General features: G+C 34.4%; 15 protein-coding genes. 3 read left to right on the top strand and 12 right to left on the bottom strand.

The features are described from left to right. From KUG37_RS14785 to KUG37_RS13910, 3 genes are all read left to right on the top strand, one after another. A partial coding sequence (locus tag KUG37_RS14785; RefSeq protein ID WP_254202713.1) for a hypothetical protein occupies positions 1-105 on the top strand: 105 nt, incomplete at its 5' end. Further along, a complete protein-coding gene (locus tag KUG37_RS13915) occupies positions 105-533 on the top strand; it encodes a low molecular weight protein-tyrosine-phosphatase (protein ID WP_216936989.1) in 429 nt (142 codons plus the stop codon). The genes KUG37_RS14785 and KUG37_RS13915, both read left to right, overlap by 1 nt. Positions 534-549: 16 nt before the next feature. Beyond that, positions 550-2,730, top strand: a complete 2,181-nt coding sequence (locus tag KUG37_RS13910; RefSeq protein WP_216936988.1) for a polysaccharide biosynthesis tyrosine autokinase — start codon at positions 550-552, stop codon at positions 2,728-2,730. Positions 2,731-3,286: 556 nt separating this feature from the next. Here KUG37_RS13910 and KUG37_RS13905 read toward each other — a convergent pair. The 12 genes from KUG37_RS13905 to rfbB all read right to left on the bottom strand — a co-directional run bounded on the left by KUG37_RS13905 (position 3,287) and on the right by rfbB (position 16,526). Continuing rightward, complete coding sequence (locus KUG37_RS13905) at positions 3,287-3,949, bottom strand: sugar transferase (protein WP_367947494.1); 663 nt, start codon at positions 3,947-3,949, stop codon at positions 3,287-3,289. 1,289 nt (positions 3,950-5,238) lie between these two features. After that, complete coding sequence (locus KUG37_RS13900; RefSeq protein WP_216938131.1) at positions 5,239-6,192, bottom strand: GNAT family N-acetyltransferase; 954 nt, start codon at positions 6,190-6,192, stop codon at positions 5,239-5,241. A 104-nt stretch (positions 6,193-6,296) separates the two neighbouring features. After that, the gene (locus KUG37_RS13895) at positions 6,297-7,445 is read right to left on the bottom strand and encodes a glycosyltransferase family 4 protein (protein WP_216938133.1); all 1,149 of its coding nucleotides are present in this window, start codon (positions 7,443-7,445) and stop codon (positions 6,297-6,299) included. Next, a complete protein-coding gene (locus tag KUG37_RS13890; protein ID WP_216940629.1) occupies positions 7,445-8,311 on the bottom strand; it encodes a glycosyltransferase family 2 protein in 867 nt (288 codons plus the stop codon). The genes KUG37_RS13895 and KUG37_RS13890 overlap by 1 nt, the downstream gene beginning before the upstream one ends. Positions 8,312-8,313: 2 nt before the next feature. Further along, complete coding sequence (locus KUG37_RS13885; RefSeq protein ID WP_216940626.1) at positions 8,314-9,456, bottom strand: O-antigen ligase; 1,143 nt, start codon at positions 9,454-9,456, stop codon at positions 8,314-8,316. A 152-nt stretch (positions 9,457-9,608) separates the two neighbouring features. Continuing rightward, complete coding sequence (locus tag KUG37_RS13880) at positions 9,609-10,496, bottom strand: glycosyltransferase (RefSeq protein WP_216940623.1); 888 nt, start codon at positions 10,494-10,496, stop codon at positions 9,609-9,611. Positions 10,497-10,509: 13 nt separating this feature from the next. Then, positions 10,510-11,754 carry an O-antigen translocase gene (locus KUG37_RS13875; protein ID WP_216940621.1) on the bottom strand — a complete coding sequence of 415 codons (1,245 nt, stop codon included), beginning with the start codon at positions 11,752-11,754 and terminating at the stop codon, positions 10,510-10,512. Further along, entirely contained in the window at positions 11,755-12,870 is a 1,116-nt protein-coding gene (locus KUG37_RS13870; RefSeq protein WP_216940618.1) for a DegT/DnrJ/EryC1/StrS aminotransferase family protein, read from the bottom strand. It lies immediately after the preceding gene. A gap of 97 nt (positions 12,871-12,967) precedes the next feature. Further along, positions 12,968-14,059, bottom strand: coding sequence for an acyltransferase (locus KUG37_RS13865; RefSeq protein ID WP_216940615.1), 1,092 nt, complete (start codon positions 14,057-14,059; stop codon positions 12,968-12,970). A gap of 114 nt (positions 14,060-14,173) precedes the next feature. Further along, positions 14,174-14,587 carry an FdtA/QdtA family cupin domain-containing protein gene (locus tag KUG37_RS13860; protein WP_216938317.1) on the bottom strand — a complete coding sequence of 138 codons (414 nt, stop codon included), beginning with the start codon at positions 14,585-14,587 and terminating at the stop codon, positions 14,174-14,176. 5 nt (positions 14,588-14,592) lie between these two features. Further along, positions 14,593-15,468 (bottom strand): glucose-1-phosphate thymidylyltransferase RfbA, encoded by an 876-nt coding sequence (gene rfbA / locus KUG37_RS13855; RefSeq protein ID WP_216938319.1) that lies wholly within the window; start codon positions 15,466-15,468, stop codon positions 14,593-14,595. After that, on the bottom strand, positions 15,468-16,526 hold the full coding sequence (gene rfbB / locus KUG37_RS13850) for a dTDP-glucose 4,6-dehydratase (protein WP_216938321.1): 1,059 nt from the start codon (positions 16,524-16,526) through the stop codon (positions 15,468-15,470). Before rfbB ends, rfbA begins: the two co-directional genes overlap by 1 nt. Between the last annotated feature and the right edge of the window lie 457 nt (positions 16,527-16,983).

Here is a 16,983-nt window from a genome sequence, read left to right as displayed (position 1 = left end):
ATTGTCTATGTCGATGCTTCAGGTCTGGCACGCTGGCAACGTGTCGTGAACCAGGTAATCCCGTTCTCGAATGCACTCTATAACCTGGATCGTTTGGGACAATAATGCAGATTAAACATATTTTGGTAGTTTGTATTGGCAATATTTGCCGTAGTCCTATGGCGGAATACTTTTTAAAACAACAGTACCCACATTTGCAGATTGAGTCTGCAGGTATTGCGGGCGTGGTGGGACATGCAGCAGATGAAAAAGCCAGTCTATGCATGCAGCGTTTGGGGATTGACCTGAGTCCTCATATTGCCCGGAAACTGAATACCGAAATGATTAAACGGGCCGACTTAGTCTTGGTCATGAGTCAAAATCAACAAAAACATATTGAACAGACCTGGTCTTTTGCCAAAGGTAAAACCTTCCGTTTGGGGCACTGGCAAAGCAAGAATATCGCTGACCCTTATCGGCATGACCAAGTTGTATTTGATGATACCTGCCAGTTAATACAGAGCTGTATTGCTGACTGGAAAAAATATATTTAAATTTGAAATCAAGATTATGAGCCAAAATAGCAATACTGAAGATACGATAGACTTAAAAGAGTTATTTTTTTCACTTATTGCACAGTGGAAGCTGATTGCACTGTGTGTCATCTTAAGCGTGATCTGCGCCTTGCTGTATTTAAGAGTCACCCCCGATACCTATTCGGTTGATGCGCTGGTACAGGTCGAAGAAAACAAAGGGACGTCTGCTGCCTTGTTGGGTGATTTATCCAGCATGATCGAGCAAAAGCAACCCGCTCAGGCAGAAATAGAACTATTAAAATCGCGTCTGGTGCTGGGTTCTGCCATTCAGGCTTTAAATCTGGATCTTCGCATTGCTGGAACTGAAAACAGCTTTACGAATCGTTTATTGTCACCGCATGACTATCAAAGCGAATATAACAAAACATCTGTTCTGTTTAAAGACAATGCTAAATCCTTCGATATCCGTCAGTTTGAAGTGCCTGCTTATTTCTATGACAAAAATTTACGTCTTGACTTTCAGCCGGGTAAATACACTTTAACCAACCCGGTCACAGAACATGTAGTCTTCTCTGCCCCATTAAATCAGCCTAGTGAATTGCAGTCTGAACATGGTCAGTGGAAAGTTGCCATTTATAGCCAAGACCAGTTCAATGCACCTTATCTTGTACAAAAGCAATCTCTGCCCGCTGCGGTAAAATCAATTCTTGCCAATTACTCGGTTGCAGAAAAAGGCAAAATGACCGGTGTATTAGGCCTGAATTATCAGGGTACTGACAAGCAGCATATCACTGAAGTCCTAAATGCCATTCTGGCTGCCTATAGTCAGCAAAATATTGAACGTCGTTCCGCAGAAACGGCTCAAACACTCAAGTTTCTAGATGAACAATTACCTGAATTGCGCCAGCAACTGGACGTGGCTGAACGAGAGTTCAATACTTTCCGTCAGCAGTCTAATACGGTCGATGTCACTAAAGAGTCGGAACTGTATCTGACCCAAAGTATTAGCCTGGAAACCCAAAAAGCGCAGCTCGAACAGCAAGTGGCTGAGGCTTCTGCCAAATACACCAATGAACATCCGGTAATGCAGCAGATGAATGCACAGCTTGGTGCGATCAATAAAAGAATTACTGAACTGGAAGGGACTTTAAAGCAGCTACCAGACCTGCAACGCCGATACTTACAACTGTTCCGTGAAGTTGAAGTGAAACAGCAACTCTATACTGCTCTGTTAAACTCTTACCAGCAGCTACGAATTGCCAAAGCCGGTGAAATTGGTAATGTACGGGTAGTGGATACTGCCGTTGAGCCGCTAGAACCGATCAAACCTAAAAAACTGCAAATCCTGATTTTATCGATCTTTCTGGGTGGCTTCCTGGGCACTTTGCTGGCGCTGCTACGCAATATGTTACGTTCGGGCATTAAAGATTCAAGTCAAATTGAAAATGAGCTGGATTTACCTGTATATGCGACGGTACCTCGCTCACCTGCCCAAAATGGCTATATCAAGCTGGCAAAGAAGAAAAAATATATTCCTATCCTGGCGGTTAAAAACAGTGATGATATTGCGATTGAGAGCCTGCGCAGTATGCGCACTGCCATTCACTTTGCCTTGAGCAATGCACGAAATAATATTGTGATGATTTCTGGTCCTGCACCAGAAGTAGGTAAATCTTTTATCTCGACCAACCTGGCTGCAATTTTGGCACAAGGTCAAAAACGTGTACTCTTGATTGATGCAGATTTACGTCGGGGTTATATCCATAAATACTTTAATCAGACGCCTCAACCGGGTTTGTCCGAGTATTTAAATAAGCAGGCCAGTTTGGATCAGGTTATCAAATCAACCGATATTCCAGGCTTAGATTTATTGACTCGGGGTAAAAGCCCGGTGAATCCATCCGAGTTACTCAGCACCCCGCTATTTGGTGAAATGCTGACTCAGTTGTCCAGTCAATATGATCATATCCTGATTGATACTTCACCGATTCTTGCAGTTACTGACGGGATTATCATCTCGCAGCATGCAGGTGTGAATTTATTGATTGCACGTTATGCACAAACTCAAATGAAAGAGCTGGAATTAACCGTCAATCGCTTTGAACAGGCTGGAGTCAAGGTCAATGGCGTAATCTTAAACGATATTCAACGCTCCGCTGCAGGTTATGGCTATAATTATGCTTATGCGTATAAGGCTTCAAAAAATGAAGATTAAGCGGACTTAATGGATATTAAGCCTATTTAATTCTCTGAGAAAATCAAAGTACTTGTCCAGACATTAAAAAGCTGATCAAGCTACTTTGATATAAGTTGGCCTTTTAAAAACTTATACTCAAGAGAATGAGAAAATGTTATATCGCTTCAAACAGATTTGAAATCATTTAATTTAAATCTGTTTGAAGCTTTTTTATATTTATCCAAGTCATGAATAGTATTGTATCCAAAACAGCCTCATACATAATTTTCTAAAAAATAATCCAAAATGGATATCCATCAAAATCTTTTGAGCAACATAAGCCGGATTGATTCTTAAATTAAGTTACTCAAATATAAATCAAAAACTGTGATTAAATATAAGTAATCATAACAAGCTCAAATATGAGTTATTCTTCTGTGAAAAATCTATCACATATTCAACTCGCTTAAATTTTTAATAATACTAGACAGATATTTGATTCCTAAGGTTCAATATTGCTTTGAAAAAGCAGCATTCTTGATCAGAAAATATAAGCTTAAACCCGTGACTGCAAGAAGCATTTTTATTGATCGTATTATTTTACTTCTTTCGTAAATAAAGGCGTTTCAGGCATATTTTTTCTGGAAAACCGCACAGCACCAACTTCCTGATCAGGAGCATTAATTCCCTCTTGACTCAACATTACCTTAGCCGTTTTCAACATGATTTTAAAATCCAGCCACATATTGTACTGTTCCACATATTGTACATCTAATTCAAATTTTTCTTCCCAGGATAAATTATTGCGTCCACTTACCTGAGCAAGTCCTGTCATACCAGGTTTTACTTCATGTCGTCTCATTTGCTCATCAGTATAATGTTGCAAAAACTCTTTCATTTGAGGCCGGGGTCCGACAATACTCATATCTCCTTTTAAAACATTAATGAGCTGTGGCATTTCATCTAAACTGCTAGAGCGTAACTTTTGTCCAAATGGAGTAATACGAAATTTATCTGGTAAAGGATTACCCTCCTTATCTACTGCATTCCTCATAGAACGAAATTTAATCATTTTAAATAATTTACCATTTTTACCAGGTCGTTCTTGATAAAAGAAAATGGGTGAACCCAAATTTTTTCGCACCTTGTAAGCTATCATAATAAAAACTGGAAATAATATAAGCAAAGCCAAGAAGGCAATAACTATATCAACCAACCGCTTAGATGCCTCCTGCTTATTTTTAAAAAAACCAGCTATAGAATAAAATTGTACTTTAGGCACTAAAGAATTTTTTAAAATTAAATTATCATTATGCATACAATACCTAAATTTCTTTTTACCCACTTTATTAAATTGATCTTTTTTTAAAGAAAATTGTATTATTTCACTATTATACTGACCCTTATTTTTAGAATATCTCTTTAATAAAATATTATTTTCTGTATTAAATAAAGGCTTATATATCATAATAGTAGTTTCTTCTTTTTTTTTGATCTTGTTTTTTTCTTTTATTAGACCCATTAATAAACACCTCGATATGTCTATTTTTCAGAATCATATCAAGGATGTTTAGTTTTAAGTATAGATATATTTAAGGTAAAGAGAATCAGCACAGTTATCTCAAAAATTACCTGATATTAATATTTTTTTTATTATTATTTTAATCCCTATCATATTGATGATAATTTATTTGATATTGCGATTAAATCCTTATAAAATTTCCAATGAAATAAGCCATTTCGTGAATTATATCGACCTTATAAGATCACTCACTATTTATAATAAATAAAGAAAAGTAGTGTTAATTGAAAAAAATATCAATTACAAAATACAACACAGCTCACACTAAAAAAAATGTGACAAAATGTGATCTAACCTAGAATATTGTGATAAAAAGCACAATTCTCTTTCATCAAAAACAAAATTAACGGCCTCTAGGATTTTATTGCATAGATTTCTATTAATCATAAGTTAATGAAATTATTATAAAAAATTATATAGATTCGAATAGTATATGTTTTTTAAGCTTTGATCATCTGTATCACTCAGGCATTTCAATTTTGGATACACATCTGCATGCGGATGTTGTTAGGTTTTCATACACCGTCATCTAAGAACTGTAGTTTTGTGCGATCTGGAGTAAGTTAAGTGTACTCTTAACTTTTTAATAGTAAATCACACTCCCCATATGCCTTCATCTTCCTTAAAGCATCAAACAGTCCGATGCTGTCCAAGCAAGTTCAGATACCCCAAAATTAAATGTTATACAATTTTAAGAATATAAATAATAAAAGCTGAAACATCGGATTAAATTAAAATAGCATCGAATAAAAACACAGAAAAAATTTGAATTCGACTCTATTAGCCATTCACTTGCATCTATTCTTGAGTAGTAATATCAAACCAAATCATGATGTTTTTTTGACTGATAATGACCGAGTTATAATAAAAATAGTGAGCATAAAAATTATAACTGCAGGCTTATTCAGTAATATCATGATACGATTAAATAAACCCATAATTATATGGTTTGTAGAACAGAGTATTTATAGATCTATATTATAATAATCATGTACAATCGCACGCGCACCAAATCTTTCTTTTTGATAAATCAATCCCTTATTTAAAAACTTCCCTTCATTTTCATTCGAAGTGCCAAAGTCGAATATTTTAGCCACTTTTTTACTTTTATTTATTAAAAAATCAATTAGATAGTCTAATACTCTTTCTTCTCTACCCTTATTATTACTGGCCAAATACTGAGTATGAACCACCCTATCAGTTTCAAAAGTTACTGCTGCTGCAACAATTTGCCCTTCAAAACAACACTTATAAGCTCTTATATTATTAGGAAATCTATTTTTTAATAAATCTATTTCAATTTCATTATGCACCGGTTGCTGGTTATGATGCTGATGTAATACTTCACGAAGAACCCCCCAGACAACACTAGGCTGCTCTACTTCTTCACAACTAATCCCATTTTTTTTGAGTTTCTCAATTGATCTTCTTTTACTTGCTGAATATGAATACTCTTCCTCTAAATAAATAGAAGTACTAATATCTCTACGATAAAGGTTCGCATGATTTATAAATAAGGCATACAAATCTTCTTGTGCTGGATAATTGTGATAAATAATCGGAATACATTTATATATAATTTTTTCAATATTTTTTTCTTTTAAAAAAATCTTTAATTGAGTAAATAATTCAAGTATATCAGCAGCATGTAACCCTCTATTAATTAAAAATCCGCCAAAGGTTAGACCTTGATGACTATAAAAAATATTATCTTTAATATTCCCGGGCAATAAAGCCATAATTTTATTTTTATCATTTTTAAATATTAAAGAACAATCCTCGAAACGATCAGAATGATATTCCATGAAATCCCGATTGAATATAAAATGATAATTTTTACATGTTAATAAAAATTCGTTCCATATGATTTTATCAGAATCTTCGTATTTTTTTATTTGAAAGCTTGCATCTTCGCTCACTATAATCTCCTGTATAATACAATATAGATTTTTATTATTTTTAAATTACATATAATCAAAATTTAAATTTTATGAATAAGAAATATTATTAAATGATTTTACAACTAATCCATTTCTAATATTTGCAATAATCTATGATTTATATGATCAGCATTAAAATTTTTCTTAGCATACAGAAATCCTTGATATCCCATTTTATTGACTTGTCCAGGATGCTCTATAAAATAAATCATTTTCTCTGTTAACTCTGTTACATCCCATTTTGGAATCAGGAAGCCCGTAACTCTATCTACCACAGTTTCATTACAGCCTGGTACGTCAGTAGTAATTACTGGTCTTCCTATAGCCATTGCTTCTTGTGCACTGCGAGGAACACCTTCACGATAATATGAGGGCAATACAAACACCGTGCTATTACGTATTCGATTAGCTACATCTTTGACAAATCCATCATATTCTATAATGCCTTTCTCTATTAGTCTGTTTAATTCTGCCTGTTTTAAACCTGTAGGGTTTTCTATATCTAAACAACCTATAATCTTAAATGATACATCAGGATATTTTTTTTTAACTATTTGAGCCGCTTCTAAATACTCAAATATTCCTTTCTCAGCAATTAATCTAGCTACAAAAATAAAAGATATTTTTTTTTGATCATCCCATTTTGTATAGCCAAAATCCTTTAAATTAAGACCAATAGGTCCCAAAACTTCAATCGCATTTTTCTTATGCGGGAGATTATAGTGGTGTATCAGATCTTTAGGATCATCGCGATTTAGAAAAATAATTTTATCTAAGTAGGGAAATACTAATCTATATAAAGAGACTTGTATAAAGCGGATTAACTTAGTTTTAATATTTTGACCATGTTTGTGAATGGTAAAGGGTGAACCCAATCCTTCAATCATGCCATAGATATAAGGAACCTTCATCTTATAAGCAGCCAAAGTAGCATAAATAACCGGTTTAGTTGAGTATGAAAATACTATATCAGGTTGAATTTCTTTTATTTTTTTTGCAAGCTGGAAAATAGAATATAAATCAGATAATGGATTCATCCCTCCTCGACTAAGTTGATAAGTAATAGGAGTTGCTCCAAGATTTTTAATGATATCTAGCCACTGATCGTCATATTCGGAGACAAAAGCATAAACTTCATAGCCTCGCTCTAGACATGCAGAAATAAAATCCTTACGAAAATTATAAAGGTTATAAGCAGTAGATCCTATAATAGCAATTTTTTTAGTTATCATTATTTTAATCTTCCTATCAGTTCTAATTGTGAAGCATAAAAATCTTTATCCTGATCAGAGACTGATGTAATCCTGTGTATTTGTAGAACTTGCATTAAATTCAGAAAATTTAATATTCTTACTATAATTTTTTTGATTTCAAATTTTAAAATAATTTTATTCTTCTCTATATCAGAGATAATATTCTTATAGTATTTTTTAATCACTTCAATCTGGGTATTATAACCACGGATCATTTTTTCTTTTTTTATATTTTCTACTTCTCTATAAAAATATAAAGGTTCTTGCATAACCACATAATTAAAATCATTTTTTATAGCTGCTGAGAGCCATAATTCATAATCTTCAGCTAAGCAGTTATTTTCCTGATAAGGATTTCTTTGACACCACGCCTTACGTGCAAGAAGTGAAGGATGTAATAAATTGGTCAGACCTTGCAAAATTTCTTTGGGCTGCATCTGGTGATTAGAAAAAATTCTTTTTCCTAAAATTTCATTTTTATTTCCAATGGAATACAGGCTGGTTACCACTAAATCAATCTGTGGATTTTCATTCAAAACTTTAACCTGTTTTTCGAGCCGGTCTACTGCCATTAAATCATCAGCATCCATACGTGCGATAAAGTCATGTTTTGCTTCATTGATAATCTGATTCAAGCGATAGGGCAATCTTCTGTTGTAACCGTCAGAAATGATACGGATTCGAGGATCAGTAAATGCTCGGGCTATCTCTAAAGACCGGTCTGTTGATCCATCATCTACTAATATTAACTCCCAGTTCTGAAAAGTTTGAGCCAGTACCGACTTAATCGCATCTTCCAGGTATTTTTCAGCATTAAAAAATGGAATCCCTATAGAAATATACATATTTATTCTTCCTTATTATTATTTGAAAATAGTAAAAAAGCCGCCAATAAAAACCAGAAAATAAGCGTTCTTGCACTATAAGTGGTAAATCCGTATAACATTGGTCCTAATAATATCATCTTGTTTGAAAGTGACAGTTTCTTGAATATTTGATATAAAAATATTAAAAATAAGGATATACCTACAATTCCATAATAGAACAAGATACCCAACCAGGTTGAATGAATTTCATTTCCTGTGGGGTTATATAACCAGTGAGCACCTTGCCCAGCCCCAAAAATCAAATATTGAGGATAATCAAAAAAACTAAAAAGACCGCGTCCTTCTACTTGGCTATCTCTCTGATTTAATCCTTCTATAAATCGTAATACAACACTATCAAAAACCCCCATGTTATATAAAAAGTAGCTTAAAATCCCAAAAAAAACCAAGGTGCCAAAGAATACGAATATTCTTTTATTGAGGTCTCCTTTTTGGCTAAATATAAATCCTAGAGTTAACATTAAAAAGCCAATTGAAGCAGATCTTGACATGGTCAATAAAATCAGGAATAAGGCTAAAGAATAAACGACTATTTTTTTAAAGTTGCTTCCAGAAATATATAAATAAATTGCACAGGTACTTAGCACCCAAAATGCCATTTGATTAGGATCATTAAAAAGACCATTGTATCGAGGTTCAAAATCATAACGACCCAAGTTACTTGCCCAGATAATAATTTCAACGACATAGGAAAAAGGAATAAGAAATAATAGTTTTTCATGGAAAAAGTTTATCTGAACCTGGTTCAAGTTCATCATTAATAAAAAAAATAATAAATTGAAGACCCAGTAAACAGTTGACATCATATAACTGGAATCTAGAACTATTAAATACCAGGCAAAATTTACACAAATTGCATATGCAACAAATAATAAAAGTATATTTGAGTATTCAATATTTATTTTAGAACTTTTATTAAATAATAATAGAATAGCCCCCATAATAAAAATGTGACTAAACTGCGGAATTCCACTTGACCAAAAGTAAAACTGAGATAAAAAAAATGAAAACAATACAAGATATATAACCACTTTGTCTCTTATATTACTGTCACTTAAAAAAATAATGTTATTTTTTGAATTACTCTCATTTAAAATAATCATTATCCATTCCTTTTATATTATCTATTGCTTCACTCGAAGCAGAAGAACTGATTAATATTTTGTATTATTAATTTTATTGTTTTTTATTTAATATATTTAAAAATATTGATATCTACTTAAAATTAATAATATTTATCAAACTTACTTTTTTATTAAAAATCTTTTTTAATGAATAACCAGTAAAAAAACCTTAAAAAATCATATGTCAAAATTTCAGATGGATATTCTCTCAAAATTCTTAGCATTTTTTCTAATGATTTCTTTTTGGATATTAATCCCAATTCAAATGCATTTATCCATAACGCCCTCTTTTTTGCTTTATTAAATAGAATATGATTTTGGTACTCATTTAAAATCATCATTCTTGAATCATGCATAAGGGCCGTTTGCTTATGCATATTATTATCATGTAGCCTATATTTAGCAAACACGACAGGAAGGTAACATAGCTCCCCTTCTTGTGCTAAAAGCAACCACATATACCAGTCTTCGATTTTTACTTCAGCATCATAGCCACCGATTTTTTTCAAAGCGCTTGATCGAATCAGCTGGGTCGTGGCTGGCAAATCATGTTCTAATAATAAAATTTGCTCAAAACTATAATTTTTTCTTTTTTTAATTCTATTCCTTACCAGATTAGAATCATTATCAATAACGGATACTCCTCCAAATACTGCGATACAATTTTTATTCTGGTCTAAAAATTCGGATTGTATTTTTATTTTATCTTCCAAGATTATATCATCAGAAGCGAGAGAAGAAAAATATTCTCCTTGCGCCCATTCTAATGCTTCATTCAAGGTTGCACTCAAGCCCTTATTGGGTCGATGTCTGAATTCAAACCGGGTGAATCGTTTTTCACATCGTGGAATCAATTCTTGTATTTTTTCTACTGAAGAATCTGTAGATCCATCATCAATGACAATTAACTCAATATTCTGATAAGACTGGTTAATGACACTCTGGATACTATCCCACACGAATTTTTCATGATTATAACTTGGTATAATGACAGAAACTAAAGTTTGTCCATTTATCATATGATTTCTCTTTTTATTTTAATGGTTTAAATATAAATAAACTGATTACGATCCAATATATTCCATAATTTATGAGGTGGGCAATTGAAACGCCTTCAAATCCAAAAACCTGGGTACATACATAGGTCAAAGCAATAAGGGTCAAGGTAAATATAATTTCTGTAGTTATGTACAGTGTGGTCATCGCTTTGCTTAACATCAAATAAGCCAGTATCCAGCTTCCTATTTTTAGTGCATCCCCCATCATTTGCCAAAAGAACAGGTTCTGCATGGGTGCGAAAGATGGACTGAATAAGACCTTGATAATCCAATCGCGCAGCACAAAAACGATTATTCCGCCTGCCACAGCCAGTGGAAAAAGAAACTTATAGCCCAAATAAACTTCTTTCTTAATTTCATCAAGCGTCTTGAGTTCTGATAAGCGCGGCAAGTAATAGACTCCCAATGTTGTTGTGACCAGCATCAGGTATACGGTGCTTAGACGGATCATGGCTTCCCAGTAGCCTGCATACGCCAGGCCAAATTCCTGGCTTAAATAAGCTCGAATCAACATTTGCGATAGAGGTACGCAGATCGCGCTGACCAATGCCATCCAGATAAAAGAACTAAATTTTTTAGTAATTTCTAAGTCTATTTTTCCAAACAGAGAGGAAAACTTAAACCAGTCGGCTCGATAACACAAAAATAACGTCACGATAAACGCGACAGACTGATAAATGGATAGTGCAATCAAGGCACCATATAAATGCAGTTTTATGGCTAAAATACTGGTGACAATAAGTGCAAATAAACTGCCTGCAATATTGGCAAGTACCAGTTTTAGTATTTCTTTTTTGCCATTCAGTATCGCCAAAAACAGGGTATTAAAATTAAAAAATACTAGAAATACGGCGAACCATACAAAAACTGCTTGATACTCAAGTGTCTGAAATATATAAATCGATAGCTGTTTCTGGAAGATTAGAATCAAAAACGCGAAAATCAGACTAAATAGAAAAACAATACTGCCTGCTGTTTTCCATATTGCGCGTTGTTTGCTTTCATCTTCATGATACTCGGCCGTATATTTAATGACGGCAGTATTAATTGCACTACCGGCAAAAGTAGTCACCATTTGAATAAAATTTTGGAATTGTCCTAAAGCTGCATATCCAGTCGGCCCCAGATATACAGCCAGAATTTTATTCAGTACAAACAGGGTTATGGTCTTAATCAAGACTGCTATCCCATTCAGTACACTGGTCTTAAGTAAATTCATCTATATTTGAAAACCATTACATAACTGAACAACTTGCTTTGCTTCATCCACAGATAAAGTAGGCCCTATCGGCAAGCTCAAGACCTCCGCATGAATTTGTTCTGAAATTGGTAAACTTAAGTCATTCCACTCTTTATAGGCTTGCTGCTTATGAGGCGGAATCGGATAATGAATCAGTGTCTGCACCCCATGCTCTGCCAAGTACTGTTGTAATTCTTCCCGATATCTGGTCCGGATCACAAATAAATGCCAAACATGTTGCATATCAGTTGTGGTATTTATATTTTGAAGTGGAAGCGTAATGGCTGGATTCTGGATTTCTTTTAAATATAGATCTGCAATCTGACGACGATGCTGGGTCTCCTGATCTAAAAATTGCAGTTTCAGATTCAGGATTGCCGCCTGAATTTCATCAAGGCGACTATTTACTCCCATGACCAGATTTTTATATTTCTCATGTGAGCCATAATTACGTATAGCCTTAAGCATATGCGCCAACTCAGCATCATTGGTGGTAATTGCCCCTGCATCGCCCAGTGCACCCAGGTTTTTTCCTGGATAAAAACTGAAGCCTGAGGCATCTCCCCAACTCCCCGCTTTTTTACCCTCGATTTCAGCGCCATGAGCTTGTGCCGAATCCTCTAAAACCAGTAAATTATATTTCTGGGCAATTGCTGTAATTTCCGGCATGGCAGCAAGCTGTCCATATAAATGTACAGGCAAAATTGCCTTTGTTTTTGGGGTGATAGCGGCTTCAATTTTTTTAGCATCAATATTGAAAGTCTGGATATCCGGTTCGACCAATACCGGTTTCAGTTGATTCTGTGAAATTGCCAAAATACTCGCAATATAGGTATTTGAAGGTACGATCACTTCATCCCCTTCATTCAATTTACCCAGTTCTTTCCATGCACGCAGGGTTAGAGTTAGAGCATCCAATCCATTGGCAACCCCTATGGCATATTCCGTGCCACAATAATTCGCAAAATTTCGTTCAAAATCTTCTAACTCTTTGCCACAGATATACCAACCAGAATCAATGACCTGGGTACAAGCTGCTATAAGTTTGTCACGGTATTGAGCATTTATCGCTTTTAGGTCAAGAAAAGGTATCATTCCTATCAATCTCGTATAATAATTTGTTATTTATTTTTCATTTTCACATTTATAAAAACTAATATATTGATATTAACTAAAGTGAAAAAACCCAATATTATTTATTCAGTTCATAATTCTTGGATTTAAAACTGGGTTCTAATAAAAATTTCTTCATCTTTCTATTCAGAGGCTTTTCAATATATTTATACATTATAAAGCTAGCTATTAAAGTCGCAATAAATATAATCAATGAAAACAACATTAAGTCCATATTAACTGAAAGTATCTTTTTTATATAATTTAAAACCTGTATTTCCAAAACATGAAGCAAATAAAAAGAAAAACTGATTTCTCCCGCTAAGACCATATATTTATTTGATAAAAACTTGGTAATAATACTTTTTTCCTTAACCACATGAGACAATGCAAAAACAAGAATAATGGTGGCCATAGGCAACCAATAATAAATTGAGTATCTATAACTTATATTTATCTTGCTATGAAATACAAAGAATAAGACAAAAAGTAAAATTGCTCCTAATTCAAATACAAAGGTAGGTACATTTATTTTAGAATAATTAACTTTTATTTTCTCATAAAGATCAAACAAGATAATACCGAGCAGAAAATCAGAAAAACGTACAAATGGTGAAATATACAACCAATAGTGATCCTGATTTTTATCAAGCTGGAGATTCAAAACTAAAATACCTACAAGATAAAAAATAAATATATAGCTTCTTATTTTTTCAGAAATTAAAAATGCAAATGGAAAAAGTAGATAAAAGAACAATTCATCGGAAATACTCCAGGATGGAGAGTTTAATGAGAAATGAATATTTTCTTCTAAAAAAAAGCTTTGTATGAGAAAAATGTGTTGAATTAAGTATTCCCATCCTTTTCCAGTCTGGCTAAAGGTCAACAGGAGTACAATTACCGTAGTCGCTATATGTACTGGATATACTCTTGCTAAGCGAGAAATATAAAACTCTTTTTTTGAAATATTTCCTATCAAAAATTTTTCTTTATAATTATAGGATAAAATAAATCCGCTTAATATAAAGAAAAAACTGACACCTAAAAATCCTTCGTCAAAAATACTGTTAAAAATATTTGCATAATGCGTGTCATTTTTTAGAAAGGCCAAATGACTAAGAAAAACAAATAGCGCAAAAAACATACGCAATGATGTAAGCGGCTTAATCATCTCATACATCTCCTTCATATTTATTATTATTTAAAATTCTATTTTCTGAAGTCTCTCGATTAGCAAAGCCATCATACTTATAAATTATTTTTCTTGATTTTATGATCTGATGTTCTATTGCATAAAAGTCTTATCTACTTCTTTTAAAAACTGGTCGTAATTACGAATATAATCACTTTCATCATAGTAATCGCTTGCTAACACCAACAATATGCAATTTTCAGAAAAATCATGCATCTCATGCCAAACCATTGGCGGAATCAATAGTCCTTTATTAGATTGTCTTATGAAGACTTCCTGCTTTTCTTTGCCATTATCCATCAGCATTTTACAGCTGCCTTGAATGCAAAACCCAATTTGTTGCAGCTGTTTATGTGCATGAAACCCGCGAGGAACATCAGGCTGGACAGCAAATATATAATAGAGCCTCTGTATATTAAAGGGGATATTCCGGTTGGCTTCGGCGACCACCAAACTGCCACGATGATCTCCCAGATCAGGTAATTCAATCCATTCGATAAGATTCATCACTATTACCCTACCAAAGAAATCAGATATTGGCCATAGCCATTTTTATTCATGGTTTGCCCAATTTCTAAAACCTGCTCTTTACTCAGCCAGCCATTATTCAATGCAATTTCTTCCAGACAGGCAACTTTATAACCCTGACGTTTTTCCAGTGTTTCTACAAATTGAGCCGCTTCCAGCAGGCTACCCTGTGTGCCCGTATCTAACCAGGCAAAGCCACGTCCCAGCAATTCAACATTCAAATCACCACGTTCCAGATATGCCTGGTTAATTGAGGTAATTTCCAGCTCACCTCGCGCAGAGGGTTTTACTTGTTTGGCAATTTGAATCACCTCATTGTCATAAAAATACAGGCCCGTTACAGCAAAGTTGGATTTAGGTTTTTCCGGTTTTTCTTCAATTGAAATAGCACGTTGCTGTTCATCAAACTCCACCACACCAAAGCGTTCCGGATCTTTCACCTGATAACCAAATACGGTTGCTCCATTTTGCCGTGCTGCTGCATGGCGCAGCATAGGGGTAAAACCTTGCCCATAAAAAATATTATCGCCCAGCACCAAACATACATTGCTTTGGCCAATAAATTGTTCACCCAGAATAAAGGCTTGTGCTAAACCATCAGGTCGAGGCTGAATCGCATAACTCAGCTGCATGCCAAATTGTGAACCATCTCCTAATAAACGCTTAAATCCACCAATATCTTCCGGGGTACTGATGACGAGAACCTCCCGGATACCGGCTAACATCAACACAGATAATGGATAATAAACCATCGGTTTATCATAAATCGGAAGTAACTGTTTAGAGATCCCCTTCGTGATGGGATGCAAGCGTGTGCCCGAACCACCTGCTAAAATAATCCCCTTTGTTGTTCTTGACATTAGACTGCCTCCCCTAGGCGTTCACGCTGATAAGAGCCATCCTGAACGCGACGGCACCATTGCAGATTATCCAGATACCACTGCACAGTTTTACGAATACCAGTCTCGAATGACTCTTGTGGTTTCCAGCCTAATTCACGCTCAATTTTTGAAGCATCAATGGCATAGCGCAAATCATGTCCAGGCCGGTCCTTAACAAAAGCGATTAAGCTTGCATAACTTTGGCCATTTGGCTGTGGTTTTAATTCATCTAGAATCTGACAAATGGTGTTAACCACGTCTATATTCTGTTTTTCATTCCATCCACCAATATTATAGGTCTCGCCTACAACGCCCTGAGTAGCAACCTGATATAAAGCACGCGCATGATCTTCCACAAAAAGCCAGTCACGAACCTGCTGACCATCGCCATAGACCGGTAATGACCTTCCCTCCAAAGCATTTAAAATGACTAGTGGAATCAATTTTTCAGGAAAATGATAAGGGCCATAATTATTTGAACAATTCGTGACAACAACCGGCAAACCATAGGTTCTATGCCAGGCCCGCACTAAATGATCCGAGCTGGCCTTACTTGCCGAGTAAGGTGAACTTGGCGAATAAGGTGTGGTTTCATTAAATAGGTCTGTGGTGCCTTCCAAGTCCCCATAGACTTCATCTGTTGAAACATGATGGAATTTAAATTTGGATTTTTTAATTTCAGTCAAATTTTGCCAATACTTTCGTGCAACTTCCAATAAGGTATAGGTACCGACGATATTTGTACTGATAAATTCGGCTGGACCATCAATTGAACGGTCGACATGGGACTCTGCCGCCAAATGCATGACCACATCTGGCTCAAAGTCTGAAAATAAGCCTGTTAAAGCTACATGATCACAAATATCAGTTTGAGAAAAATGGTAACGGGGGGCATCCAATACAGAAATTAAAGATTCTAGATTGCCAGCATAAGTTAACTTATCAACATTCAAGACTTGATGTTCAGTCTCTTTGATCAAATGCCGGATGACAGCAGATCCAATAAAACCGGCCCCACCCGTCACCAATATTTTCATCACCATTTTTAATATCCTTCAATATTTTTATTTTACTTTTCACTAATTATTTTTAATGTATTATTGTCTTTTCAGCATCTCTATTTTTATTGATTTGTTCATAAGATATATTAATTCTATTACACAAACCACTTACAAAAAAGCAGATACTTAAATGTAGTTACATTTTATGAATCTAGCTTAGCTTTTTTTTAAAAAATTATTCTATATATATCTCGATCCTTTATAAATATTTCAACCAATATTAATTTAATATTCATCCATATGAACCTTATATTACTTTAATTAACAGTACTTTATTTTAATTCTGCTAAATTTAATTACTCTATAAATTAACCCGAATCGCGGATAAGAAATTGACTTGAAAAATAAGAGGACTAGAGCCATCAGTTGAGTTACCACACCAAACTCACAACTCTAGTCCTGATGTTCAATAGTACCGAATTATTCTGCGTAA

Source organism: Acinetobacter sp. BY419 (genome assembly GCF_019038395.1).
GTDB lineage: Bacteria > Pseudomonadota > Gammaproteobacteria > Pseudomonadales > Moraxellaceae > Acinetobacter.
The sequence above is the reverse complement of the archived record's forward strand: the minus strand, read 5'-3'. Positions and strand labels throughout refer to the sequence as shown.

Coding starts and splice junctions, on each gene's coding strand:
- KUG37_RS13915 (WP_216936989.1), top strand. CDS start 105: ATGCAGATTAAACATATTTTGGTAGTTTGTATTGGCAATATTTGCCGT.
- KUG37_RS13910 (WP_216936988.1), top strand. CDS start 550: ATGAGCCAAAATAGCAATACTGAAGATACGATAGACTTAAAAGAGTTA.
- KUG37_RS13895 (WP_216938133.1), bottom strand. CDS start 7,445: ATGATAACTAAAAAAATTGCTATTATAGGATCTACTGCTTATAACCTT.
- KUG37_RS13890 (WP_216940629.1), bottom strand. CDS start 8,311: ATGTATATTTCTATAGGGATTCCATTTTTTAATGCTGAAAAATACCTG.
- KUG37_RS13885 (WP_216940626.1), bottom strand. CDS start 9,456: ATGATTATTTTAAATGAGAGTAATTCAAAAAATAACATTATTTTTTTA.
- KUG37_RS13880 (WP_216940623.1), bottom strand. CDS start 10,496: ATGATAAATGGACAAACTTTAGTTTCTGTCATTATACCAAGTTATAAT.
- KUG37_RS13875 (WP_216940621.1), bottom strand. CDS start 11,754: ATGAATTTACTTAAGACCAGTGTACTGAATGGGATAGCAGTCTTGATT.
- KUG37_RS13870 (WP_216940618.1), bottom strand. CDS start 12,870: ATGATACCTTTTCTTGACCTAAAAGCGATAAATGCTCAATACCGTGAC.
- KUG37_RS13865 (WP_216940615.1), bottom strand. CDS start 14,059: ATGATTAAGCCGCTTACATCATTGCGTATGTTTTTTGCGCTATTTGTT.
- KUG37_RS13860 (WP_216938317.1), bottom strand. CDS start 14,587: ATGAATCTTATCGAATGGATTGAATTACCTGATCTGGGAGATCATCGT.
- rfbA (WP_216938319.1), bottom strand. CDS start 15,468: ATGTCAAGAACAACAAAGGGGATTATTTTAGCAGGTGGTTCGGGCACA.
- rfbB (WP_216938321.1), bottom strand. CDS start 16,526: ATGAAAATATTGGTGACGGGTGGGGCCGGTTTTATTGGATCTGCTGTC.